Genomic DNA, 25,171 nt, shown 5'->3' with positions numbered 1-25,171 from the left:
CTATAACACGCTGGAGACGACGACGGAATGGCTAGAGGATGGAACCACTTTTGTATTTACGGGTGATATACCAGCCATGTGGCTGCGTGATTCATCAGCTCAGGTTCGGCATTATATTCCACTGGCTGTTTCAGACAGCCACTATCAGAAAATGATAGAGGGACTTATCAAAAGGCAAATGCAATATATCCAGATTGATCCTTATGCAAACGCATTCAATAAAGGCCCGGACAACAGGGGACATACGGAAGATGCAACCGAGGGCAATCCATGGGTATGGGAAAGAAAATATGAAATTGATTCCCTATGTTACCCGATACAGCTCGCTTATTTGTACTGGAAGGCCACAAACAGCACCGCAATGTTTGATGATGCTTTTAAAGAAGCGGTTAACAAAATTATTGGGCTTTGGACAGTCGAGCAGAAGCATGCAGAACAATCGAGCTACAGCTTCCAAAGATTTAATTGTCCAGAATCGGATACGTTAAGCCACGATGGAAAAGGGAGTCCCGTTGCCTATACAGGGATGACATGGTCGGGTTTTAGGCCAAGCGACGATTCGTGCAAATATCATTATTTGATTCCTGCGAATATGTTCGCTGTTGTTGTGCTGAGATATGTGGAAGAAATCGCCCAAGACATATACAAAGACGAAACGCTGGCGCTCGCAGCCAAGAAATTAGGTGGCGAAATCGATGCCGGCATCAAAGCATTTGGGATATACAAGCATGAAACGTTTGGCGAAATATACGCTTACGAAACAGATGGCTTAGGAAATTACAACTTGATGGACGATGCTAATGTGCCAAGCCTGCTGTCGATTCCTTATCTCGGATATACAAGCAAAGAGGATATCATCTATCAGAATACGAGAAGGTTTATTTTAAGTGAAGAGAATCCCTATTATTACGCAGGAAAAGCAGCTAGAGGGATCGGAAGCCCACATACTCCCACGAATTACATATGGCATATCAGCCTAGTCATGCAAGCGCTCACTTCAGACAACGACGCAGAAATACAAGAACTTCTAAGAACGATAATCAGCTCAGATGGCGGTACTGGTTTTATGCATGAGGGTTTTCACGTAGACAATCCGAATGAATTCACGAGACCGTGGTTTGCATGGGCTAACAGCTTACTCGGTGAACTTATTTATAAACTCGTAGAAGACAAGAAACAGCATCTCTTTTAATTGGTTTGACCTCCACTTGTGTTAGAGCGGGCCTGACTCCGCTGAGGACAGGACTTGCATAACAAATAAAAGATTTGAAAGGGGCAGAAAAATGAAACAAAAGAGAATGTTTTTGTTAGTCGTATGCGTCCTCATTATTTCCATCTTTGCGAGTGCTTGCACAAGTAATAACGGCGGAGGCAAAGACAAGGAGACGGCTGAAGCAACGAACAAGGCAGAAAACACAGCCTCGCCAAGTCCGGAAGCAACACCAGATGACGGAGCTCCTCCAGTAAAAGATTTAGGCGGTTATAAATTTATCGTTGCGGATAACAATGCGAACAGATGGTTCCCGCAAGAAGGAAGCTCTGATCACGCCAATGCCATTATTGATCGAATCAAGTGGGTAGAAGAAACATACAACGTAAAAATTGAAGTGAGAAAACATTCCGAGGAAGAGTTTGGCGCGGCGGTACTGGCGGGCGACAAATACGCTGACATCATCGTTGCTCCTACTTGGGAGCTGGGAAGACATATCAACGGCAAGCGTATTGTGGACATGAATACGATTCCTAACCTTCGGATGGATCAAGATTATTGGAAGGAATACAACACTTCATTCTTGCTCACTTATGACAACAGAACATATGGAACAGCAGCTCCATTCGCTAACCAAGGGGATGAAGTATGGGTTCTGGCATTCAACAAAAGCATTATTCAAGAGCTAGGTCTTGAAAATCCTTATGAGCTGGTAAAAAACAAACAATGGACATTCCAGAAAATGCTCGAGATGGAGCAAGCGGCAAAACGTGATCTAAATGGTGATGGCGTGATGGACAGCAATGACCGTTATGGACTGGCGACTGGACATGACTGGGATATTTCTGTAGCGCTTTATCTGGCATCCGGCAATAAAATCATTGATATCGCCAGTGATGGAAAAATGAAATATGCAGTAAATACACCAAAAGCATACGAGACGATTGAAATGATTAAGAAGATGGCGAAAAAAGGCGATACGTTCTTCCCGAAAAACGAAGGCGAGGATATGGACGCTTACGTGAAAGCTTTTGCAGAAGGGAAATCGCTGTTTTTAGCCTACTCCAGAGGCAGAGGCGTTATTGATCCGATTTATGAAATGGAAAGTGACTTTGGCTTTATCCCATTGCCAATGGGCAACAACACAGACGATTACCTTGATTGGGTAAGCCATGATGCTCCTTCGATCGCAGTGCCGGTAACGAACAAAGAGCTTGATAAAACAGGGCTTATCTTGGATGCACTAGCGTGGAAAGCACAAAGCGAAGAGAAAATTTGGATGGATGAAATTGCTCTCACGCAGTTGCGTGATGAGGAATCGCTTCAAACGCTCTTACAGCTGAAAAATTATGGTGTGTCGGACATGGCGTTCATCGGTCAGCAAATGCAAGGCAATGTACACAGTGGTTTGGCACTCATTCCCGATGTTGGGTTCTACGATCAGAACCTGGAGCCTGCCTCCAAGGTAGCGGAAATCGAGGATGCTGTAAATATTGGTCTTGAGGAGCTTGCTTTAAGGCTGAAAGGTGAATTCGTAGAGCCTGAACCGAAGCCTGAGGAAGAGAAAAAGGCAGAATAGCAGCTTTCACCAAATAGATAAAGGGGCTGTCAGACAGATGACGATTGCTGCTAGCGCAACAGCCCCTTTTCTTTTTTTTGCAAAAAAATGAGGCTGCTTTCCCTATCGTTCGCGAAAAGGCAATGAATCTCTGTCTATATGGAGGAAACAAATATGACGGTGCGAGTTGAACGTTTATGAATAATAAAATAGCGAAATTATCAGTTGCAGCAATCGCCTTATGTTTGTTGGTGATTGTATGGCCGCATGCGGCATTTGCAAGCAAGGATGACAACTTAATCAAGCTGCAAAGCTACCGCACCTATCTTGAACAGCACGCCGATAAAAAAGCTGGAAATGCGGATATTGTGATCAAGGCAGATGCGTACACGAATGCGGAGGGAGATTTGAAAACCCTCGATCATTTTGAAGGAAAGGAAGGCAAATCTGTTCTTACGGGCGAAATCGGAAAGATTGAATGGGAAATTAACGTTCCTGAGAGTGGCATGTACAATGTAGAACTGCTTTATTACCCGATAGATGGGAAAGGCAATTCCATTGAAAGAATGATATCAATTGATGGTGAAGTACCCTATAACGAAGCGAAATACATAAATTTATCACGGGTTTGGAAGGACAAAAGCGAGGTTGCGCAAGACAAAAAAGGAAATGACATTAGGCCGAAACAGACGGAAGCGCCTAGATGGAGAACGGTGCTGTTGCATGATTTGCTTGGCTATTATAACGATCCATTACTATTTTATTTGGAAAAAGGTAAGCATACCATTGGATTCGAATCGGTGAGGGAATCGGTGGTTTTAAATACCGTTCGTATTTATAAAGCGGAGGAGCTTCCGACCTATGATGAAGTAAAAGCGGGTTATGAAGCAAAAGGCTATAAGGAAGCGGACGCCGAGACAATTAAGGTTCAAGCGGAAAACAGCTTTGAGAAATCTGATAATACGCTATATCCGGTGTCCGATCGCTCATCAGCTATAACCGAGCCGCAGGACCCATCGAAGCTTCGCTTGAATAGCATAGGCGGCGATAAATGGAAAATGCCGGGTCAATGGATCAGCTACCGATTCACGGTAGAGGAAGCGGGCCTGTACAAGATTGCAACGAGATTCAAGCAAAACAAATTAGCTGGGATGTACGTCAACCGTAAAATTTTGCTGGATGGAGCCGTACCGTTTAAAGAAGCGAAAGCTGTGAAATTTAAATACGGGAACAACTGGCAAGTGAAAACGTTGGGGAACGACGATCAGGCGTTTTCTTTTTACCTAGAACCGGGCGAGCATGAGCTGACGATGGAGGTCACGCTCGGAGATTTGGCTGATGTGCTGAACAGGGTTGATGATAGTTTATTTCAACTGAATGCCGTATATCGGCAAATTCTGATGATAACCGGCGCTGAGCCGGATTTGTATCGTGATTACGGCTTTGAGAAATTAATACCGGATGCCATAGCTGCCATGAGGGAGCATGCCGCGATACTTAGAGAAGTATCGGCTGACATGGAGGCGCTGGTTGGTCAAAAAGGCGAAAACATGGTGCTGCTCGATAAAGTCGCCTTCCAGCTCGAGCAAATGGTTAAAAATCCGGAAGCCAATATTGCGAAGACGTTTACCCCTTTTAAAGAAAATGTAGGCGCGCTTGGTACGTGGATCTTGACGGTAGGCGAGCAGCCTTTAACGGTCGATTATTTTAGCGTGATGCCGTTGTCCAAGAAGCTGCCAAAAGCGGATGCATCCTTTTTCAAAAAAATGATGTTTGAAGCGAAGTCTTTTTCGATGTCTTTCTTTGTGGATTACAATGCCTTGAATACAGAAGGTGAAACCAAAGGAGAGCCGCTCGAAGTATGGCTGACGTCTGGACGCGATCAATCGCAAATTATTAGGGAAATGATCAATGACACGTTTACGCCGGAATCGGGCATAAACGTAAAGCTCAAGCTGGTAACGGAAGGAACGCTTTTGCCATCGGTGCTCGCAGGTACGGGGCCGGATGTGGCGATGGGAAATCTAGCTGCCGACCCTATTCAATACGCGTTAAGACATGCGGTGGAGAACATCAAAGACATGCCGAACTATGATGCTATTGCCTCTAGATTCCATCCTAGTGCATTAGTGCCCTTCGAATTAGACGGAAAAGTATACGCTTTGCCGGAAACGCAATCGTTTCCCATGATGTTTTATCGGAAAGATATTTTGCATGATATGGGGCTGAAGGCTCCAGAGACATGGGATGAGTTTTACAAGCTAATACCGGAAATTCAGAAACAAAATATGCAAATTGGTTTTCCGGCGGATATTACCGGCTTGCAAATCTTTTTGTATCAGAAAAATGGGGAGCTTTACAACAAGGAGCGCAGCCGCTCAACGCTGGAAGACGATCTGACGATCGATGCGTTCCAGAAGCAGACGGAGCTGTTCACGACCTATAAGTTTCCGAGGGATTATGATTTCAGCAACCGCTTCCGAACTGGGGAAATGCCGATAGGCATCGCGGATTATACGACATACAACCAATTAATCGCGTTTGCTCCTGAAATTAAAGGACTGTGGGAATTTGCTCCGCTTCCTGGAACGGTGATGGAGGATGGACAATTGAACCGGGCGACGCCGTCGACGGGGACAGCGATCATGATGCTTAAGGGCGTCCAGAACAAGGATGACGCATGGCGCTTTATGGAGTGGTGGACGAGTGCAGAGACGCAGTCCAGATTCGGAATGGAAATGGAAGCGATTCTCGGCAAGGCAGCCAAACAAGCGACCGCCAATATGGAAGCCCTTGTTAATATGCCTTGGACAAAAACAGAGTATGACCATTTGATGACGCAGTGGTCGTTCGCAACAGGTACACCGGAGGTGCCGGGCGGTTACTATGTGACCCGAAGTATTGGATTTGCTGCCGCAACGGCGTATAACAACGGAGATCCTGAATCTCTTCTGGACTATGTGAAAGAAGTTAATACTGAAATAACGCGAAAAAGGCGGGAGTTCAAGTTGGAATGATGCTGCCTTGCGATTTTACTGATTCAGGAGGACCCATTCATGAGTAGAGATTTGGTGATATCAGGAGCTGTTGACCCTAAGAGGCAGGGCAATCCGGTCTTGCGAAAATTGGAGCAGGGCTGGAAGTCGATTAAAAAAAATAAAGTGTCCTACCTCTTTGCTGCTCCCTACATGATCTTGTTTTTTGCTTTTACCGCTCTGCCCGTCATTATTTCATTGATTTTAGGTTTTTTCTCGTTTAACTTGCTTGAAGCGCCTATCTTCGTTGGCATGGACAATTATATAAGGCTGTTTCTAGGCGATGATATTTTCATTAAAGCGATCGGAAATACGTTCCTGCTAGCTGTGATGGTAGGTCCGATCGGTTATATCATGTGCCTAGTGTTCGCTTGGCTTATTAATGAGCTGCCGAAGTCTCTAAGAACGATTTTGACTTTAATTTTTTACGCGCCATCCATTTCAGGAAACATTTATTTGGTTTGGGGCATTTTCTTCAACAAGGACGCTTATGGTTATGCCAATGCTATTCTGCTTCGTTATAATGTCATATCTTCGCCTATTCTATGGTTTGAGAATCCGAAATATATGATGACTCTTGTCGTCATCGTTGCTTTATGGACCAGCGTTGGAACGAGCTTCCTTTCCTTTATTGCGGGATTGCAGGGGATAGATCGAACGCTTTATGAAGCAGCGGCTATGGATGGTGTTAAAAATCGGTGGCAGGAGCTTTGGTACGTCACGCTGCCTTCGATGAAGCCGCAGCTTATGWTCGGGGCGGTAATGAGCATTACCGGCGCATTCGGCACCGGCGCCATTGTTACCGCATTGTGCGGCATGCCAAGCAACAGCTATGCAGCGCATACCATCGTTAACCACTTGGAGGATTACGGCGCCATACGTTATGAGATGGGCTATGCCTCTGCTATAGCTACCATTCTATTTATCATCATGATTGGAGCGAATAAGATTGTGCAAATGCTTCTGGCAAAGGTAGGTGAATGAAGTGATTCAAATCAAGCTTCATCGAAGCAAGAGCGGCATTAAACGTTCCTTTTTTGCGGATTTTGGCATCTATTTGTTTTTGCTGCTGTTTGGCATTTTTATGATGCTGCCACTGGTATATGCGATTTCAAATTCGATTAAGCCATTGGAGGAGATTTGGTTTTTCCCTCCGCGGTTTCTAGTAAACAACCCAACCTTAGATAACTTCAGAGATTTGCTCGCAGTCATGAGCGACTCGTGGGTGCCCTTCAGCCGGTATATCTTTAACACTGTATTTATAACAGCTGTTGGTACGGCTGGCCATGTGGTCATCGCTTCCTTATGCGCTTATGTCTTATCCAAGCATAAGTTTCCTGGCAAAGGAATCATGTTCAGCACGGTCGTGCTCTCGCTTATGTTTAGCGGTGTCGTTACCCAAATACCGAACTTTATCATCATTTCTTCGTTAGGCTGGATTGATTCGTATCAGGCTATTATTGTTCCGGCATTTGCATCCTCGCTCGGTTTGTATCTCATGAAGCAGTTTATGGATCAGATGATTCCCGACGCCATCTTGGAATCGGCTCGCATTGACGGCTCCAGCGAATGGAAGATTTTCTGGTCAATCGTTATGCCGATGGTTAAGCCTGCTTGGCTGACGCTCATCATCTTCTCCATGCAAGGTTTGTGGGGAATCGGCGCGAATCACTTCATCCAAAGCGAGGAGCTGAAAACCTTAAACTATGCGTTGTCCCAAATCTTAGCCGGCGGAATTGCGCGTACAGGAACAGGATCGGCTGCAGCGGTGCTGATGATGATTGTGCCTATCATCGTGTTTATCATCTCGCAGTCGAAGATTATAGAGACCATGTCTGCATCAGGCATGAAAGAATAGGCATGGAAGGGGAAGAATGCGGTGGTTAGAAAAAAGTGGATTTTGTTTTTTGCCGCACTATTATTGTTGTGCAGCTTCGGTATTGAATCAGCTTCCGCCATGGTTCCATATAAAACCTATTTTTATGATTATGACGGGGAGTATCTCGTTTCTCCTGACGCTTATGTGCCAGGCAAAGTGTTAAACGCCAAGGCGATGGGAATCGAGGGCGCTGGGCTGAACCAGCCTCTGGATTTGTTTGTAGACAACAATAACTCGGTTTATATCGCAGATACGGGATCGAACAGAATTATTATTCTCGATGAACAGTACCGAATAAAACGAGAAATTACGGAGTTTGTCCATGAAGACGGCGTGACGAAGGATCAGTTCAACACGCCAAGCGGCATATTTGTGTCAGAGGAGGGGCTGATCTACGTTGCCGACTCCAAAAACGCTAGAATCGTCGTGCTTCATCAGGATGGAAGCGTAGAGAAAATATTGGAGGCACCGGATTCGGATGTGTTTCCTGCCGGCTTTATTTACGAGCCATCAGCAATCGGTGTTGATCCATCCGGTCTTATCTATGTGATTTCGAAGAGCACAAACATGGGTGTTATTGCTCTGAATGCTGACGGAGGATTCGAAGGTTTTGTCGGAGCGGAGAAGGTAGTGCCCAAAGTGTCCGATTTGTTCTGGAAGCTGGTGACGACCAAGGAGCAGAAGAGCCGCACGGCCAAAAGCGTGCCGACCGAGTATAACAACATTACGATCGATGAGCTTGGCTTCGCTTATGTTACGAGCAGTGCGATCCACGCAAGAAACCAATACAGCGCGCTCATTAACCGGGATAAATCGAGCAAGCATGCGCCAATTAAGCGGCTGAACAATACAGGCATCGATGTATTGAAACGAAATGGCGCTTTTCCGCCTGCTGGAGATATTCAAACAACCGACAAGGTTTCACGTTTTATTGATGTAGCTTTGGCAGAGGACGGGGCTTACAGCACGCTCGATTCTTCGCAAAATAAGATTTTTACTTACGACGATAATGGCAATCTTCTTTATGTATTTGGAGGATATGGAACACAGGACGGCGTGTTCCAAAGCGCTTCAGCACTCGCTTACCAGAGTAATAATCTGCTTGTGCTGGATAAGGATTCAAGCAAGCTGACTGTATTTAGGCGGACCGAATACGGCGCTAACATTGCAGCAGCGATTCATCATCGCAAGAATCGCAATTACGATGAATCCATCGCTGCATGGCAGCGGGTTTTGAAGATGAATCCGACGCTTGAGATGGCGTATTCCGGTGTGGCGCAGTCCAATATGCGCAAAGAAGAATACAAGGAAGCGATGCATAATTACAAGCTGGCTAATGACTGGGATCATTATTTCAAAGCTTTTGCGGAGTATCGGAAAGAAATAGTAAGCAAATTTATTATCCTCATTCCAATAGTCGCAGCAGCCATTCTATGGTTAGTGTACAGATTTTTCAAATATGCCAAGAAGGTCAACACAGCAGGCTGGAGAAAGCCCGGCAAGCGAACGCTGTGGGAAGAGCTGCTTTATTCCTTCCATGTGATGTTCCATCCGTTTGACGGGTTTTGGGATTTGAAGCATGAGAAACGAGGCAGCGTTCGTGCCGCTGTCATTATTGTTGCAGCCGTTATGGCTGTAGACATCTTTAAACAGCTGGCAGGCGGATACATATTGTACCCTTCCGACTGGCGTGTTATTGAGCTTTGGGATACGCTGCTTAGCGTCCTTATTCCATTTGGATTATGGTGCTGTGCAAACTGGGGTCTTACAACATTGATGGATGGTGAAGGAAGCCTTAAAGATATTTTTATCGCGTCTTCCTATTCGTTAGTCCCAATGGTGATCATTACGATTCCTGTCACCCTATTCAGCAACATCGTTGTTTTGGAAGAGCAGCAGTTTATTACCTTTTTTACAACCCTAGCGTTAGGCTGGTCTCTCGGGCTCATATTTATAGGTGTATTGGTGACCAATGATTACAGTCCATTCAAGAATTTCTATACCTCTGCTATTTCAATAGTAGGAATGGGTTTCATTGCTTTCCTTACGGTGCTGTTCATTAATATCCTGCAAAATATGAATTCCTTTATTACGACGATCATCAATGAAATTACGTTTCGGTTGTAGAACAAGATGGTGGATAGGAGGTCAGCGATATGAATGCCAAGGGGATTATCTCTAGGCTATTGGTCATAGTGGTTGCCATTACGCTCGGGATACCGACAAATGGGAAAACGGCGGAGGCAGTTGAAGCAACAACAGCAGAAACAGCAGTTGCAGCAAAAGCAAGCCCGCCAAACATGAAAAAAGCTGTAAAGGATGGCGGATTGGCACTTGCTGCTGAGAACGATCGCCTCCTGCTGTACTTCGATAATGAATCGGGCGGCGTGGCGGTTGAAGATAAAGCGACGGGAAGCAAATTTTATTCCAACCCGCCAAGTGCTCTGGAAGACCCGAAAGCCAGTGATGCGATGAAACAGGAGCTTATGTCGCAGGTCAAGCTTGTCTATAATGTGCAAGGCAAAGAAGGCGACTTGGAAATGAACAGCTACACGCATGCGATGAAGCTGGATCAGGTGAGCTGGGGCAAGATTGATAACGGCATAAGGGTGGACATGGTTATCGGGCGCGAGGAACAGCGCATGCTGCTGCCGCGTCAAATTACGAAGTCCAAATTTGAGCAAAATGTTCTTGATCATATGGAAGCTGATCGGGATAAGAAGAAGCTATTAGCCTACTATATCCTCTACAGTCGTGCTGATGTAGAAGGGAGCAAAGGCAAGGAGCTGATCGCGAAATACCCTGTTTTGGAGAAAGAAGATATTTATGTGCTGAAAACCTCCGTCAAGGAGCGGGACAAGAAGGTATTGGAAAACTACGTCAAGGAAGCAGGTTATACGTACGAGAAGCAGGAGGAGGACTACGCCGAGGTTGGATTTGACGGAGATGATTCCGTATTCCCTTATTTTAAAATGAGTCTTGATTACGTGCTTGCGGACGGCGGTCTATCGGTCACTCTTTATAACGGCGGCATTGAATATGATCAATCCAGTTTTAATCTTGTGAAGCTTTCCTTGCTGAATTATTTCGGTGCAGGGCAAACCGGCGAGGAGGGGTATGTATTCCTTCCAGACGGCTCGGGAACGCTCCTCAATTTCAATAATGATGCAAGCAAAAATACGCTATTAACGACAGGGAAAATGTACGGGCCGGATTATGCATTAACGCAGTCGCCAAGAGGCAGCTTCAAACAAGAGTTTCGAGCGCCGGTGTTTGGCATCAAGAAGGATGGAGCAGCGCTATTCTCGGTTATTGAAGAGGGCGATGCGGTAGCGGATATTAATGGCGTTATGGGCGGCATTAATCACTCCTATAACACGGCGTATGCTAACTTCACCATTCGAAATAAAGACTCTTTTATTGCCAAAAATGCTTTTGAACAGGCTCCTTGGATTATTTATGAGAAAAATGCTTATACCGGCAACATCGTCATGAAGTACTTCTTCCTTACAGGCGACGATGCAAATTACGTTGGAATGGCAAAGGCATATCGTCAGTATCTCGTTGATAAAGGAAGCTTGAGCAAAGTGAGCGCCGAAGAGAACATTCCGTTCTACTTGGATACGATGGGTTCTGTCGATAAGATGGTGCGGAAGCTGGGTATTCCGTTTCGCAGCCAAGTGGCAGTTACTTCCTTCGATCAAGCGGGACTAATGCTGGATGAGCTGTCGCAAAGCGGTATCCAAAACATTAAGTTTCGCTATACCGGATGGTATAACGGAGGCATGAGCCATACCGCACCTACAAAAATGAAGGTAGAGTCCGTGCTCGGCGGTGCAAAGGGACTGCGCAAGCTGTCAGAGAAAGCGGAGAAGCTGGGGGCAAAGGTGTTCCCGGATGTGGATATGCTATTTGTTTCTTCTAATAAAGCATTCGATGGCTTTAAGCCGCAAAAGGACAGCATTCGTTCCTTGTTTCAGAAAACTAGCTATAAAGGGTTGTTCAATGTAGCTACGCTTGAGTATGAGAGCAGCGTGTGGGGAATTAATCCGGACAAAATTTCAGGTTATTACAATAAATTTTCCAAAGATTATCATTCGCTTGGTTTAAAGGCACTTTCCTTATCGACGATGGGAGAAAGCTTGAACTCCAACTTTAAGAACCGCGCTCAAATCAATCGACAGGACACAAAAAAAATAACGACAGACGTTTTAGCTAAAGCAAAAGAGGATTATGAGGATATTATTACAGACGACGGAAACGCGTACACCTTTCCTTATGTTAATCATATTTTGAACCTGCCTGATGAGGACAGCTCCTTCTCGATAGCAGATGCGCAGGTACCATTTATTCAAATCGCGCTGCATGGCTATATTGGGTACGCGAGCGAAGCCTTGAACCTAGCGAGCGAGCTGCGTCCAGCTGTTTTGAAAGCTCTGGAATACGGCAGCGGTGTCTATTTCAAGTTGAATTACGGGGAGAACAGCCTGCTGAAGGATGCTTCGTTGTTCGATGATTTGTACGCTTCCCAGTTTGATGATTGGGAGGAGAGCGCTGCAGCGATCTATGCAGAAATGAACAATGTATTGAAGCATGTTCAGGATCAGGCGATCGTGAATCATGAGCGGCTTGGTGAAGAGGTTTACAAAACAACTTATGAAAATGGTACAGCGATTATTGTTAATTACAGCGATAAAGGAATTGAGGTTGAGGGTACCGCAGTAGATGGATTGGGTTACGCGGTCATTAATCCTTAAACCAAGCGAGGAGGATCACCGGCAATGAACAAATTGTCTGCAGCCATAAACAAAAAAGAAAGGTTTAGGCTAACCGTGACGCAGAAGAGGGATCTGATGGGCTGGGTTTTTGTCAGTCCTTTTGTACTCGGATTTCTCCTGCTGTTTCTGGGTATATTCATTGATTCGTTGCGATTTAGCTTCATGGATGTAAATCTTCTAACCCAAGGCGGATTTTCGGAAAAATTCATTGGGCTGGACAATTACCATCAAATTTTAAGAGTGGACCCTAACTTTAACAAGCAGCTTTACGGTGCTGTTCAGAACATGTTATTCGATATTCCGATTATCGTCATGTACAGCTTGTTTATTGCCGTTTTGTTAAATATGAAAATGAAGGGCCGAGGAATTTTTAGAGCGATTTTTTTCGTGCCCGTTATTTTGGCAACTGGAATCATTGATAAAGCTGATTTAAGCAACTCGATTATGAATGCTTATCAGAGTATCCCAGGGCTTGATACGGGCGCGTCTATCGTGAATGAATCGGCAGGCGGGATGTTCAGCAATCTGGAGCTAAAAAAATATATGTTCCAAATGCTGGATTTCAGTCCGGCACTCGTTAATATAACGGTTGGCGCTGCGGAAAATATATTTGCCGTCATTAATAGTTCAGGTGTGCAAATTCTTATTTTCTTGGCAGGACTGCAGGCAATCTCCTCCTCCATCTACGAATCGGCCAAAATCGAAGGCTGTTCCGCTTGGGAATGCTTTTGGAAAATTACATTCCCGCTGATCAGTCCGTTGATTCTAGTCAATATCATTTATTCGATTATTGATTCCTTTACGGGAAGCAAAAACCAAATTATGCACAGTATTACGAACGCGATGAAGCTTGGCCAATATGGAACAGCCTCGGCTATGGCATGGATTTATTTTCTGGTAGCAGCCGTATTCCTTGTCGTCATTGGCTTTTTTGTCAGCAGATTCGTCTTTTATCAGAATAGGGAGTGAAAAATATGCGGGCTAAATATTTAAATCTGCATGCAATAAATGGCTTGTTCTGGTCGGTTATTCGCTATTTGCTTCTCATTGGGCTGGCGTTTCTCATCTTATATCCGCTGCTCGTAAAGCTCTCTAACAGCTTTATGAGCCCGCAGGATTTGATAGATGGCACGGTGCGCTTCATCCCAAGGCAGTTTACATGGTTTAATTACAAAACGGTCATCGAATATACGTCCTTTTTTAAAGGGCTGTCGAACACGTTCGGCATTTCCTTTCTAAGCGGTATTATTCAAATGCTGGTTTGTACGATGGTCGGCTATGGGCTTGCGCGGTTTAATTTTAAAGGAAAAAGCGTCATATTTTCTTTAGTAGTGCTTACGATTTTAATTCCGCCGCAAACGTATATGATCTCTCTTTATATGAAGTTCAGCTTCTTTGATTTATACGGCCTGATGTCTACCTTTACAGGAGGGACAGTTAGGCTGATGGATTCGATGTGGCCGATGGCGATTTTATCGATGATTGGTTTTGGATTCAAAAATGGGCTTTATATATTGATCATGCGGCAATATTTCAAAGGAATACCGAAAGAATTAGAGGAAGCGGCTTATGTGGACGGCTCGGGCTTGTTTCGGACGTTCAGCATGATCATTCTTCCGCTCTCATTTTCCATGATGATTACGATCTTTGTATTTTCCTTCTCGTGGCAGTGGACGGATAGCTTCTATTCCTCGATGTTCTTCAGCCAGTTCAAGCTGTTATCGAATTCACTGCTGGTTGGATTTGAAGGCTTGATGCTAGAGGGCGCCACCATTGGACTGAAGCAGGGTCAGCCTCTGACCGCCACCTTAACGAACACGATGTCATTATTAGTTGTTGTGCCATTAATCATTGTGTATTTGTTTGCGCAAAAATACCTCGTAGAGGGTATTGAACATAGCGGTATTGTCGGTTAAAAGGCGGAAGCCTGCAAGAAGAAGGGACGGATGAGGTGAAATTTATGAAAAGCATATGCATGCTGCTTGTCGGCAGTTTTTTCTTGACAGGCTGCAATGGAAATGAGGAGCGCTTGGAAAATTACAATAATCATGCGGAATGGGCGGAAGAGAAGCTCATCGAGCATTATTGGAATGAGAATGGGAAGCTGATGAACAACGCTTATCCTTATAGCAAAGAACGCGAGGAGAGCCTTAACTATTGGTGGAAGGCTCATGCCGTGGATGCCATGATGGATGGATATGAGAGAACGGGTGATGCTGCTTATACCGATAGGGCAGAGGGGATCGTCAAAAGCATTATTAAAAAAAATGGGTCATTGTTTAATGAATTTTATGATGATATGGAATGGCTCGCTCTTGCAGCGCTAAGGCTTTATGATGCAACCAAAAGCGAGACGGTTAAAGGTTATGTGCTAAAGCTGTGGAATGATATTAAGACCGCTTGGTGGGAAGATGAGCTGGGCGGCATGGCTTGGAAGAAGGATCAACGAGACAGCCGGAATGCATGCTCGAACGGGCCGGCAGCTATTTTAGCCGCAAGGATGTATGAGTATTTTGGCGATAAGGAAGATCTGGAGTGGGCCAAAAAGATATATGATTGGCAGAAGGAAAATTTGGTTGATCCTGAAAGCGGTCTTGTGTATGATGGCCTTAAGCTGGAAGAGAATGGTGATCTTAATGTCAATAAGAATTGGATATTTACCTATAACCAAGGCACTTATATAGGCGCAGCAGTTGAGCTTTATAAGCATACAAATGACAAGACGTATTTGGCAGATGCGGAGAAAACCGCTGCCTCGGCTATGAAATATCATACGGTTGCTGAGACCGGAATGATGAAGGAAGAAGGAACCGGAGACGGTGGACTGTTCAAAGGCATATTCATTCGTTATCTGATCCATTTGTATGAAGTCAACGAAAGCGTCCGAATTAAAGAAATGATCTTTCATAATGCGGATACACTGCTCTCGAAAGGCAGCACGAAGGAAATTGGCTTGTTTGGCCCCGCTTGGGATATGCCTCATCAGGAGCCTCTGGATATATCCGTGCAATTGAGCGGAGTTTTCTTAATAGAAGCTGCAGCCAAAATAGAAAGACTAGATTCGGAATAAGTTAGTATTGACGTAGCGGAGCGACGGCAGCGTCGTTGCTCCATTTCGCCTTTTCATATATTGATGTCGTGATAATAAAGTTGTATAGTTGATATATCAAGATACTATGACAAGGCAGGTCGGCTAATGGATAATCCTTTATACGAGCAGATTTATAATTATATTTTTCAAAAAATCAATGACGGCGAATTGAAAAAAGGGGAGCGTGTTCCTTCGGAAAAAGAACTTGCTGCCCAATTTAACGTTAGCCGAATTACGTCTAAGAAAGCGCTGGAGATGCTCTCGCAGTATAAACTCATTGAGAGAATACAAGGGAAGGGCTCCTTTGTGGCGGAGGTTTTGCCTGATCTGCAAGAAACGAAGCTGCAGAAGCAGTCAGAAAGCGTAGAAGCGAGGCCGGAAGATGAGGTTGTGCGCATTGTAGGTGTGATTCTGCCCGACTTTGGCGATTCGTTTGGTGCTGATCTTATTCGCGGAATAGAAGAGCAATGCGCGATTAGCGGCTGCGTCATGATGATGAAGCTGACTTACGATAATCGTGATGAAGAAGAAGCTGCCATTCGTGCTTTTGTGAAGCTGGGTGTCGATGGCATTGTCGTATTCCCAGGCCACGGCGAGCACTATAATGCTGAAGTGCTTAGACTCGTATTAAACGGTTTCCCTATTGTGTTAGTGGACAGATATTTGAAGGGGATTGCGGCTACCGCTGTGTATACAGACAACAGAAAGGCAGCCTTCGACCTTACGAATATTTTGCTGAATCAAGAGGGTCGGCATGTCGGTTTCTTATCGACGCCTGCAGACAATACGACGACGATTGAAGACCGAATACAAGGTTTTAATGATGCGTGCATGCAGCGTGGGTTTACACCTAAACCTGAGCATATTATGACGAATCTATACAGCTCTTTGCCGCAATCGTTTCAAACGATTAAAGTACAGTATGATATTGAGACGGTACGCCATTTCGTGGAAATTAATAAGGATCTTAATGCGTATGTCGTTACGGAATATAATCTTGCTCTTATTTTACGGGAAGCGCTATTGTCCCTAAAGAAACGGATTCCGGAAGACTATCAAATTGTTTGCTTTGACTCTCCGAGTCAGCCGTTTGGCGATTATTTGTTTACTCATGTTCGCCAGAACGAGCGTGATACAGGCAGGAGAGCTGTCGAAATATTACAGCGTGTTTGGAATAATGAGACTACGGAATTGAACAATATTGTGGAGCATGAGATTGTTCAAGGAAATTCTACCGTATCTATCTAATGTCAGATCAGAATAAAGGGTCGTTTCTTAGAGCTGCCAATATGGCTCTTGGAACGGCCTTTTTTTGTAGAAAATTACAGTCTGAAATGTAAAGATGACATATTGACATATTAACATGTGAAATATAGTATATTATTTGAAAGTGCTTTATATTGTACATTTTCAAAGAGGACGTAATCCCGTGTTAAAGCAATTTGCAGGTCGCGGGAAACCTAATGGATCAAAGTGAAACGGAGGTAGAGGAAGATGGCAAACAACGTAAAAGCTGCGTTCTGGGATATGAGAGCGGAGCAGGCTCAACGAACTTTGGATTCTCAGTTCTGGAACCCAAGTATCAGCTTGTATGACATTAAGACTCCATGTCCCGGCGGAGCGTGCAACACGATTTTTCATTATTGGTGGATGGCCCATGCGGTTGAAACGCAGGTGGATGGATGGAACCGTACGGGTGATTCCATCTATAAGCAAAGGTTGGCTATGCTTCATCAAGGCCTTCTGGAGAGAAACGGCGGAGAATGGCCTAACAATCTATACGATGATATGGAATGGATGGCAATTGGCTGGCTTCGCGCGTATTTGATTGATCAAGATGAAACCTACGGGCACACTGCGAAGTTGCTATGGGAGGATATTAAGACGGGATGGAATGACCATGTCGGCGGCGGAATTGCTTGGCAGAAAACGCAGCTGGATTATAAAAACACGCCTGCTAATGCTCCTGCGGCTATTTTGGCTGCACGTCTATATCAGGTATTCGGCAAGCAGGAAGATTTAGAATGGGCAATCAAGATTTACGATTGGCAGAAAGCTGTGCTTGTTGATCCTGAAAGCGGTTTCGTGTGGGATGGCGCTAACCGTCTAGGCGATGGAACTATTGATAAGGATTGGAAGTTCACTTATTGCCAGGGCGTATTCATTGGAGCAGCAGTTGAGCTGTACAAAATTACGGGCGAAAAAGGTTATCTTGAAGATGCTATTCGGACATGGCAGGCGTCTGTGGAGGAGTTTGCTTCGCAGGAAGCTAATGTCCTACCGGCAGAAGGCGGCGGGGATGCTGGCTTGTTTAAAGGCATTTTTGTTCGTTACGCAGGCGAGCTGGCCCTTGCGATGGGCAGCGGCAGCGGAAGTGAAGTAGCAGATGTATTGTATGCAAACGCATCGTCCCTATGGAGCAGCGTTTCGAGCCGGGGGGATATTCTTTTCAGCAAACGGTGGGATGAATCGCTTGAAGAAGAAATCGAGCTCAGCACACAGCTTAGCGGCGTGATCCTGCTCGAAACGGCAGCAGCTTTGGAGAAGTCTGGATTAATATAGAGTAGTCTAAGTAGATCCTTGGGAGGTATATCATGAGTACACCGAAACCAGTAAAGACGTTCCGTTTTGTTGCATTGTCGATTGTTGTTTTATTAATGACGTCCGGTCAAAGCGTCTGGGCCAAACCGAATAAAAATCAAAATGCAGAACGGGCTGAAGCGGCTTATCAGGCTCTACAAACCTACTTCTATCAGCCAGACACCAAGCTCTACAGCGAGAACAGCCCACATTCTGGGAACAACCAATACTCCTATGTTTGGCCTTATGCAGGGACGATGCAGTCAACTGTAGCTTTGGCGAAAATACCTGCGGTTGGCGAGAAATACAAAACCGACATTCAGAATCGATTAGATGGTCTAGCTGCATATTGGAATGACACGAAGACACCTGCAGGCTACGATTCTTACGTACGTGCACCGCTTGGCGGAGGCGGGGACATCTTTTATGATGATAATGATTGGATCGCAATAGAACTTATAAAAATTTACCGAATTACTGGTGATATTGCAGCTTTAGATAGAGCAAAGCAAATATTTGAGCTGCAAGTATCTGGCTGGGACACGGATGCCTCTCATGCTTGCCCTGGCGGCGTTTTTTGGACACAGGCATCGTGGAGCAAGGATCGGAATACCGTATCGAATGCACCTGCAGCTCAAATAGGACTGTATTTATATGAAATCAGCAAGGATACATACTATTTAGACTGGGCGAAGAAAATGTATAACTGGGTAAATGACTGCATGCTGGCGCCTAACGGGCTTTACTGGGACCATATTGACCTAAACGGAAATATTAATAAAACACAATGGTCCTATAATCAAGGAACGATGATTGGAGCCAGCGTACTTTTATACAAAGCAACAGGTGAAAAATCGTACTTGAACAAAGCAGTAAGCATCGCTGATGCGGCTTTGAAATTTTATGGCAGCTCGCGCCTCTACACACAGCCGATTATTTTCAATTCAATCTTTTTTGAAAATCTGCTGCTGCTGGATGACATGAACAAAAAATCGAAGTATAAAGATTATATACAGAACTATGCGGATGAGGTGTGGACGACGCTTCGGAACCCTCAGACGGGAGTCATTGAAATCGATCCGAATCGTTCAACTGAACTATTGGAGCAAGCGGCGCTGGTTACGATCCACGCTCAGCTGGCAGCTGATACGAAAAAGTGATCAGAGTGATGTGATTTAGCCCTCAATTTAGCGTAGTAGAAAATGCCTTAGGGATCCTCCCTAAGGCATTCCAACCCTGTATGCTTCTTTTTCTATAGCAAGGTTTCTGCCCCATCGATGTAAATTTCGGTTCCAGAGATATGGCTGGATTCCTGTGATGCTAGAAATAGCACTAAATCGGCGACCTGCTCAGGCTGCCCGGGACCATGCTCAAGAGGCTGGCTGCCTTCAGGGTAGTTCACGGGTATGGTGATTTTATCTACTTGAGGAGTCCGATGGGTGTTTTGCCCAATGTTCGTTTGAATGGCTCCAGGACAAATGGCATTCACACGTATTTTATATCGGGCAAGCTCTAGAGCAGCCATCTTGGCAAAAGCTACCTGACCTGACTTGGAGGAGCTGTAAGCAGCCATGCCGGCACCTGAAAAATCACGATTGCCATTAATAGAGCTCGTTATAATGATGCTCCCGCCGGATTTTTTCATATGGGGGATTGCATATTTGACGGTAAGGAAGGTTCCCTTTAGATTCGTTGTTAGCGTTTCATCCCATGACTCGGGCGACAGATCTTCGATAGGAGCGAGAGTGCCGTTAATGCCCGCATTAGCGAACACAATATCGATTCGTCCGAAATGCTTTGCGGCAGCTTGGATCGCTTCTTGCATCCGTTCAGCATTGGCAACATCGGTATCGATAAAGAAGGACTCGCCTCCTAATTCCTTAATTTCTTGCTCTACCTCTTCAGTACGGTTGTGAATGAGATCGAGAAGAACGATTTTTGCTCCTTGCTGTGCGAGACGCAGCGCGGCTGCACGTCCTATGCCGGAACCAGCTCCAGTGATGACCGCAACCTTATCCTTTACACGAAGCTGAGAAGAGCTGGAATCCTTCTGGTTAGCTGCATTGTTCATTACTAACGATTCCCTCCATTACTAGCTTATTTCCAAATTAGTATTCCTTTGGGGCAAATCATTTATTCTTTAAGGAAACGGGTTAAGGATCACTAGCATGGCTAGATGAAATTCAACTACATAAGCAGCATAGAGGAGATGACAAATTGAGCGCTATATTTTTGAACCGTGCACCGCTTGCTTCGACCCCTTTTCAAGAGCTGCCGCTTGGTGCGATTAAGCCGGATGGCTGGCTTAGAGACCAGCTGGAGATTCAAAGCGAGGGGATGACAGGGCATCTAGATGAATTTTGGAGTTATGTCGGGCCAAATAGCGGTTGGCTTGGAGGAGACGGAGACAGCTGGGAAAGAGGACCCTACTACTTGGACGGTCTACTTCCGCTTGCTTATCTCATTGATGAGGACAAGCTTAAGGCCAAAGTAAAGCCGTGGATCGAATGGACGCTTGCAAGCGCACGCGAGGATGGACAATTCGGGCCAGCCGCAAATGAAGATTGGTGGAGCCGAATGATTATGCTCAAGGTGCTGATTCAGCACGCTGAGCATACTGGTGATGAACGGGTAGAACCATTCTTGATGAACTATTTCAAATATCAGCTTGCGGAGCTGCCGAATCGTCCTTTGCAGGAATGGGCAAAGGCTAGAGGCGGCGAAAATCTCATCAGCATTTATTGGTTGTACAATCGCACCGGTGAGCCTTTCTTGCTTGAGCTCTCGCAATTGATTCAGGAGCAAACGCTGGACTGGATAGGCCTGTATGAAGACTATCCTTATTGGTACTTGCAGAAGGCATTTGATCACAGGGTTCATGTTGTTAACGTAGCGATGTCATTCAAGCAGCCAGCTCTCCGCTACATGCAATCAAAGGATAAGCAGCATATCGAAGCTGCATACAAAGGGATCTCAAGCGTGATGACTTACCATGGCCAAGTTAACGGCATGTTTTCTGGTGACGAGTGGCTTGCAGGAACTCATCCTAGCCAAGGTACGGAGCTGTGCTCTGTGGTGGAATATATGCATTCCTTAGAGCATTTGATTCGGATTACAGGCGATGGCTCCTTCGGTGATATTTTGGAGAAGGTTGCTTATAATGCACTGCCTGCCGCAATCAGCCCGGATTGGACCGTTCATCAATATGACCAGCAGGCTAACCAGATTATGTGTACGCATGCCAAACGCAATTGGACGGAAAACAACAATGAAGCCAATCTATTTGGCATTGAGCCGCATTTTGGCTGCTGCACCGCTAACATGCATCAAGGATGGCCGAAATATACGGCAAGATTGTGGATGGCAACGGAGGATGGCGGTTTGGCTGCTATCGCGTATGCTCCTTGTACGATCACAGCTGCCATCGACACAAGTACCGATGTTTCCATACGTGTAGCTACGGAATATCCATTTAGAGAAACGATAACGATGACAGTGCATGTAAATCAGCCAGCTGAATTCCCGATTAAATTACGAATACCGGAATGGTGCAGCGCGCCGGTTCTGTTGATCAACGGACAACAGCAGCCTTCTATGATCATCGAAAAAGGTTTTGCTACGCTGCGGCAGGTTTGGAACGATGGCGATGAGCTGACTCTTCGGCTTCCAATGGAGGTACGCACGATCAGCAGAGCTAACGGTGCAGCCGGCTTGCAGCGCGGAGCGCTTATGTTCGTTATCCCAATCAAGGAGCGCTGGCAGAAGCATCGCACATACGAGCCTTATCATGACTGGGAGATTTACCCGGAGTCGCCATGGAATTATGGAGTGAGTCTGAAGGGAAATGAACAGGGAAAACCTATTGTGGAAGCCGCAGCAATGGTAAGGCAGCCCTTCGCAGCTGAGAACGCACCGATACGTTTGCGAATGAACGGTCGCCGGATCCCGCAATGGACCATGGAGCTTAATTCGGCTGGCACTCTGCCAATAGGGCCTGTTGCTAGCAAGGAACCCGAGGAAGAAATTACGCTTATCCCGTACGGCTGCGCGCGACTTCGGATCGCCGAGTTCCCAGTTATTCAATCTTAAAACGTTGTCCGTCTATTCGTTTAGTTGAAGTGACGCATCTCCTTCATATACATGTAGGAGAAGCAGCCAATAATGAGCATTGCTGCGCCGCTTATCGCTATGATGACGGCAGGTCCGTGTATATCAGATAGGGTTGAGAATACGGCTAAGCCGACAGGCGGCGCAACGCTTGTTAGAGCACCGATGAGTCCAAATACTCTGCCTTGCATCGAAGGATCAATGGCTACCCGAAGTGCGATAAAGATGATCGTCGTACTGAAGGAGAAGAGGAAGCCAACCAGAAGGATAAGCGGCAATGCTGCAAATGCAGATGACATTAGTGATACGGCGATGAACATAGGCCCCATGAGGATCATGCTTCCAATGATCCATTTTCCTCTGCCTTTTAACCGTGTATCCAGCTTAATAATCAGAATGGAGCCCACGACATAACCGAGCGGGATGCACGCCTCCATAAGTCCGAATACAAACGGTTTTGCATGCCACACATTGACGGCCATGACTTGAATGAGCATGAAGGTGGACAGAAAGAAGAACATAACTACCGGTAATAAAATAACTGCTGCTCTGGCAAATGGATCCGTCCATACGTAACGGAAGCCTGCTTTGAGATCCTCTTTAAAGGTGGTTTGCGCCTTCTCCGTATCTCGAACTGCTGCATAGGGGAACTTGCCCGTGAAGAGTAGCAGCGCTGCTGAGAGCAGAAAGGTTACTGCATCGATTGCAATTGCAAATGCCCCGCCAAATGCAGCAACAGCGATACCTCCAAGAGCAAAGCCAGATATTCGGATGATGTTATCCGATATATTGATTACCCCAACGGCCTTGGTTATTTGTTCTTTATCAATAATCTCGACGAGCGAAGCCTGGAAGGCAGGCGTTCGAATGACCCCTGCAAAAGCGACGATGGCGGTCAAAATAACGATAAAAATAAACGGTATATTAGGCAGGTAAACAAGTACAGCGATAGCGCCGACGAGCACAAAACGGATAATATCTGTCACCCACATTAACGTTCGACGATCGGTACGATCCGCAATCGTACCTGCGAAGGAACCGAACAGCATGCTGATTACGAGATGGGTAATGAGTACAACGGACATGAGCTTGGCGCTTCCTGTCGTTTGCAGCACCCACAGATTTAGCGCAATGCTATGAAAGGTATTGCCTAGCAGCGATAGGCTGTAGCTGGAGAATACGGCAATGAAATTTCGGTTTTTCCACAGAGATGAAGCAGTACCTTCTTGCGGTTGAAGATTAGGAGCGCCGCCACTTGATTCTTTTGCTAATCCGAGCATAATATAACCTCCTATAAGAATGATTGACTTGGTTAATAATTAACAGCAGTTATTAAGGATATAGAGGATGACTTAATCGTTTAAGTTATCCTAGAAAAAGCAGAGATTACTCTGCGTTTGCTTATATATCAGCTTTTACAAGAACATATTTGTTTGCAGGGCCAGTCTTCAGATCATTCAGCAGCTGCATCATAAGCTGGAACGCTTCTTCTGGCTTGCGATCGCCAAACGATATCTTGGAAGCGGAAGCAGGGGCGATTTCTGGACAGCCTGCCGTGCAAATGACAGTTAAGCTTTTTGGATCAACGTACTTAGCTGCTAAGATGGCAACAAATTCGTTCAGAATGATGCCGGTCCGATCCGAATTGTGTTCTAGGAATGCCTTTAAGTCATGCTCTTCGTCCATAACGTGGATTTGATTGCGTCCTATTCCTGAATGAGTACAAATATGGTTAACGAGGTCTGCATTGTTGAAGCTGTCGATTATCAAAAAGCTCTCCTTAGGCTGTAAGAGCGATGCGAATGCATGAGTGAAGGCATCAGTATAATCGTAATTAACCTTATAAAATAAGGGATCTTCAATCATGCTGTCCACCACGATTAGAGGGACGCCAGTAGAGAAGTGGCTAGAAATCAGGTGGAAGTTTTCCTCCTTAACATCAACAACAAATACGCCGTCCAGCTTGCGTTCCGAGATAATATCGAGATTTGGGCTTGAGGCATCCAAGCTGAATAATACAACGTGGTAGCCGCGATCTGACAGCAGCCGCTCCAGCCGATTAATAAACTGAGAATAACGGAACTGCTTCCAGAAGCCTTCATTTTCCGCTCTGTTAATCAGAATGCCAATCAATCCAGACTTTTGCTTGACCAGCGATCTGGCAGCAAGGTTGGGTACATAATTCAATTGCTTGGCGGCATCGAGGACACGGCATTTTGTTTCTTCAGGTATCGTCTGATTGGAGACATTGTTGAGTACATAACTGACAGTAGCTACAGATACTTGAGCAGCCTTTGCAATGTCCTTAAGCGTAGCTTTTTTAATGGGGATACAACTCCTTCAACCTTAATACGATTGGAATCGTGAGAGCTTGCTAAAGCTTGATAATGACTGTTGGATTATTAAATCGGAAATGGCATGCTTAAAAGTAGTCACTTAATCGTTTAAGTAATTATTGCATGAATGTCAATTAAATGTCTAGACTCAATTTATTAAAGATTTCCTCAGACGTATCTCGGTGTAACGAGTAGTAGTAACAGCTGTAAGCATACATAGGTGCTTATTGAGCGAATTCGGCGTATGCGGCGGGTAGAAAAGAGGCTGTAAGCACGTATGTGTTCTTACAACGAGAAACTAGCTATAGTTACTGGACTGTAAGCACACATAGGTGCTTATTGAGTAATTTCGGCGCATGCGGCGGGTAGAAAAGAGGCTGTAAGCACGTATGTGTTCTTACAACGAGAAACTAGCTATGGTTACTGGCCTGTAAGCACACATAGGTGCTTATTGAGCAAAATCGGCGTATGCAGAAGGTAGAAAAGAGGCTGTAAGCACGTATGTGTTCTTATAGCGAGAAACTAGCTATGGTTACTGGTCTGTAAGCACGTATATGTGCTTATTGAGCGAAATCGGCGCATGCGGCGGGTAGAAAA

The 25,171-nt window shown here is 45.3% G+C and carries 17 protein-coding genes; 14 read left to right on the top strand and 3 right to left on the bottom strand.

Annotated elements, in window-relative coordinates:
* The 13 genes from AC1DSE_RS11415 to AC1DSE_RS11355 form a co-directional block, all read left to right on the top strand.
* On the top strand, positions 1 to 1,192 hold a 1,192-nt coding region (locus AC1DSE_RS11415; protein ID WP_477527691.1), incomplete at its 5' end, for a glycoside hydrolase family 125 protein.
* 91 nt (positions 1,193 to 1,283) lie between these two features.
* Positions 1,284 to 2,789 (top strand): ABC transporter substrate-binding protein, encoded by a 1,506-nt coding sequence (locus AC1DSE_RS11410; RefSeq protein ID WP_339206816.1) that lies wholly within the window; start codon positions 1,284 to 1,286, stop codon positions 2,787 to 2,789.
* A 176-nt stretch (positions 2,790 to 2,965) separates the two neighbouring features.
* Positions 2,966 to 5,785 carry an extracellular solute-binding protein gene (locus tag AC1DSE_RS11405; RefSeq protein WP_477512433.1) on the top strand — a complete coding sequence of 940 codons (2,820 nt, stop codon included), beginning with the start codon at positions 2,966 to 2,968 and terminating at the stop codon, positions 5,783 to 5,785.
* A gap of 39 nt (positions 5,786 to 5,824) precedes the next feature.
* Positions 5,825 to 6,787, top strand: a complete 963-nt coding sequence (locus tag AC1DSE_RS11400) for a carbohydrate ABC transporter permease (RefSeq protein ID WP_477527690.1) — start codon at positions 5,825 to 5,827, stop codon at positions 6,785 to 6,787.
* Position 6,788: 1 nt separating this feature from the next.
* Positions 6,789 to 7,661: a carbohydrate ABC transporter permease gene (locus AC1DSE_RS11395; protein WP_430055165.1), complete on the top strand. Its 873-nt coding sequence runs from the start codon at positions 6,789 to 6,791 to the stop codon at positions 7,659 to 7,661.
* Between the two features lie 21 nt (positions 7,662 to 7,682).
* Positions 7,683 to 9,809 carry a YIP1 family protein gene (locus AC1DSE_RS11390; protein WP_477512434.1) on the top strand — a complete coding sequence of 709 codons (2,127 nt, stop codon included), beginning with the start codon at positions 7,683 to 7,685 and terminating at the stop codon, positions 9,807 to 9,809.
* A 29-nt stretch (positions 9,810 to 9,838) separates the two neighbouring features.
* Positions 9,839 to 12,439 carry a DUF5696 domain-containing protein gene (locus AC1DSE_RS11385; protein WP_477512435.1) on the top strand — a complete coding sequence of 867 codons (2,601 nt, stop codon included), beginning with the start codon at positions 9,839 to 9,841 and terminating at the stop codon, positions 12,437 to 12,439.
* A 24-nt stretch (positions 12,440 to 12,463) separates the two neighbouring features.
* Positions 12,464 to 13,429 carry a carbohydrate ABC transporter permease gene (locus tag AC1DSE_RS11380; protein WP_441878535.1) on the top strand — a complete coding sequence of 322 codons (966 nt, stop codon included), beginning with the start codon at positions 12,464 to 12,466 and terminating at the stop codon, positions 13,427 to 13,429.
* Between the two features lie 5 nt (positions 13,430 to 13,434).
* Positions 13,435 to 14,376 (top strand): carbohydrate ABC transporter permease, encoded by a 942-nt coding sequence (locus tag AC1DSE_RS11375; protein ID WP_477512436.1) that lies wholly within the window; start codon positions 13,435 to 13,437, stop codon positions 14,374 to 14,376.
* 44 nt (positions 14,377 to 14,420) lie between these two features.
* Complete coding sequence (locus tag AC1DSE_RS11370) at positions 14,421 to 15,530, top strand: glycoside hydrolase family 76 protein (protein WP_477512437.1); 1,110 nt, start codon at positions 14,421 to 14,423, stop codon at positions 15,528 to 15,530.
* A 126-nt stretch (positions 15,531 to 15,656) separates the two neighbouring features.
* Positions 15,657 to 16,799, top strand: coding sequence for a GntR family transcriptional regulator (locus AC1DSE_RS11365; RefSeq protein WP_477512438.1), 1,143 nt, complete (start codon positions 15,657 to 15,659; stop codon positions 16,797 to 16,799).
* Positions 16,800 to 17,045: 246 nt separating this feature from the next.
* Positions 17,046 to 18,113, top strand: a complete 1,068-nt coding sequence (locus AC1DSE_RS11360) for a glycoside hydrolase family 76 protein (protein WP_477512439.1) — start codon at positions 17,046 to 17,048, stop codon at positions 18,111 to 18,113.
* Between the two features lie 32 nt (positions 18,114 to 18,145).
* Positions 18,146 to 19,291: a glycoside hydrolase family 76 protein gene (locus AC1DSE_RS11355; protein ID WP_477512440.1), complete on the top strand. Its 1,146-nt coding sequence runs from the start codon at positions 18,146 to 18,148 to the stop codon at positions 19,289 to 19,291.
* 92 nt (positions 19,292 to 19,383) lie between these two features.
* Here AC1DSE_RS11355 and AC1DSE_RS11350 read toward each other — a convergent pair whose 3' ends face one another.
* Positions 19,384 to 20,202: an SDR family oxidoreductase gene (locus AC1DSE_RS11350; RefSeq protein ID WP_477512441.1), complete on the bottom strand. Its 819-nt coding sequence runs from the start codon at positions 20,200 to 20,202 to the stop codon at positions 19,384 to 19,386.
* A gap of 146 nt (positions 20,203 to 20,348) precedes the next feature.
* Between AC1DSE_RS11350 and AC1DSE_RS11345 the strand changes: the two genes are divergently transcribed.
* Positions 20,349 to 22,220 (top strand): beta-L-arabinofuranosidase domain-containing protein, encoded by a 1,872-nt coding sequence (locus AC1DSE_RS11345; protein WP_477512442.1) that lies wholly within the window; start codon positions 20,349 to 20,351, stop codon positions 22,218 to 22,220.
* A 20-nt stretch (positions 22,221 to 22,240) separates the two neighbouring features.
* Here AC1DSE_RS11345 and AC1DSE_RS11340 read toward each other — a convergent pair whose 3' ends face one another.
* Entirely contained in the window at positions 22,241 to 23,518 is a 1,278-nt protein-coding gene (locus AC1DSE_RS11340) for an MFS transporter (protein ID WP_477512443.1), read from the bottom strand.
* Positions 23,519 to 23,639: 121 nt separating this feature from the next.
* A complete protein-coding gene (locus AC1DSE_RS11335; protein WP_477527692.1) occupies positions 23,640 to 24,539 on the bottom strand; it encodes a LacI family DNA-binding transcriptional regulator in 900 nt (299 codons plus the stop codon).
* Between the last annotated feature and the right edge of the window lie 632 nt (positions 24,540 to 25,171).

This window comes from Paenibacillus sp. 01L418, assembly GCF_056400045.1.
This window is presented reverse-complemented; position numbering and strand designations above follow the sequence as displayed.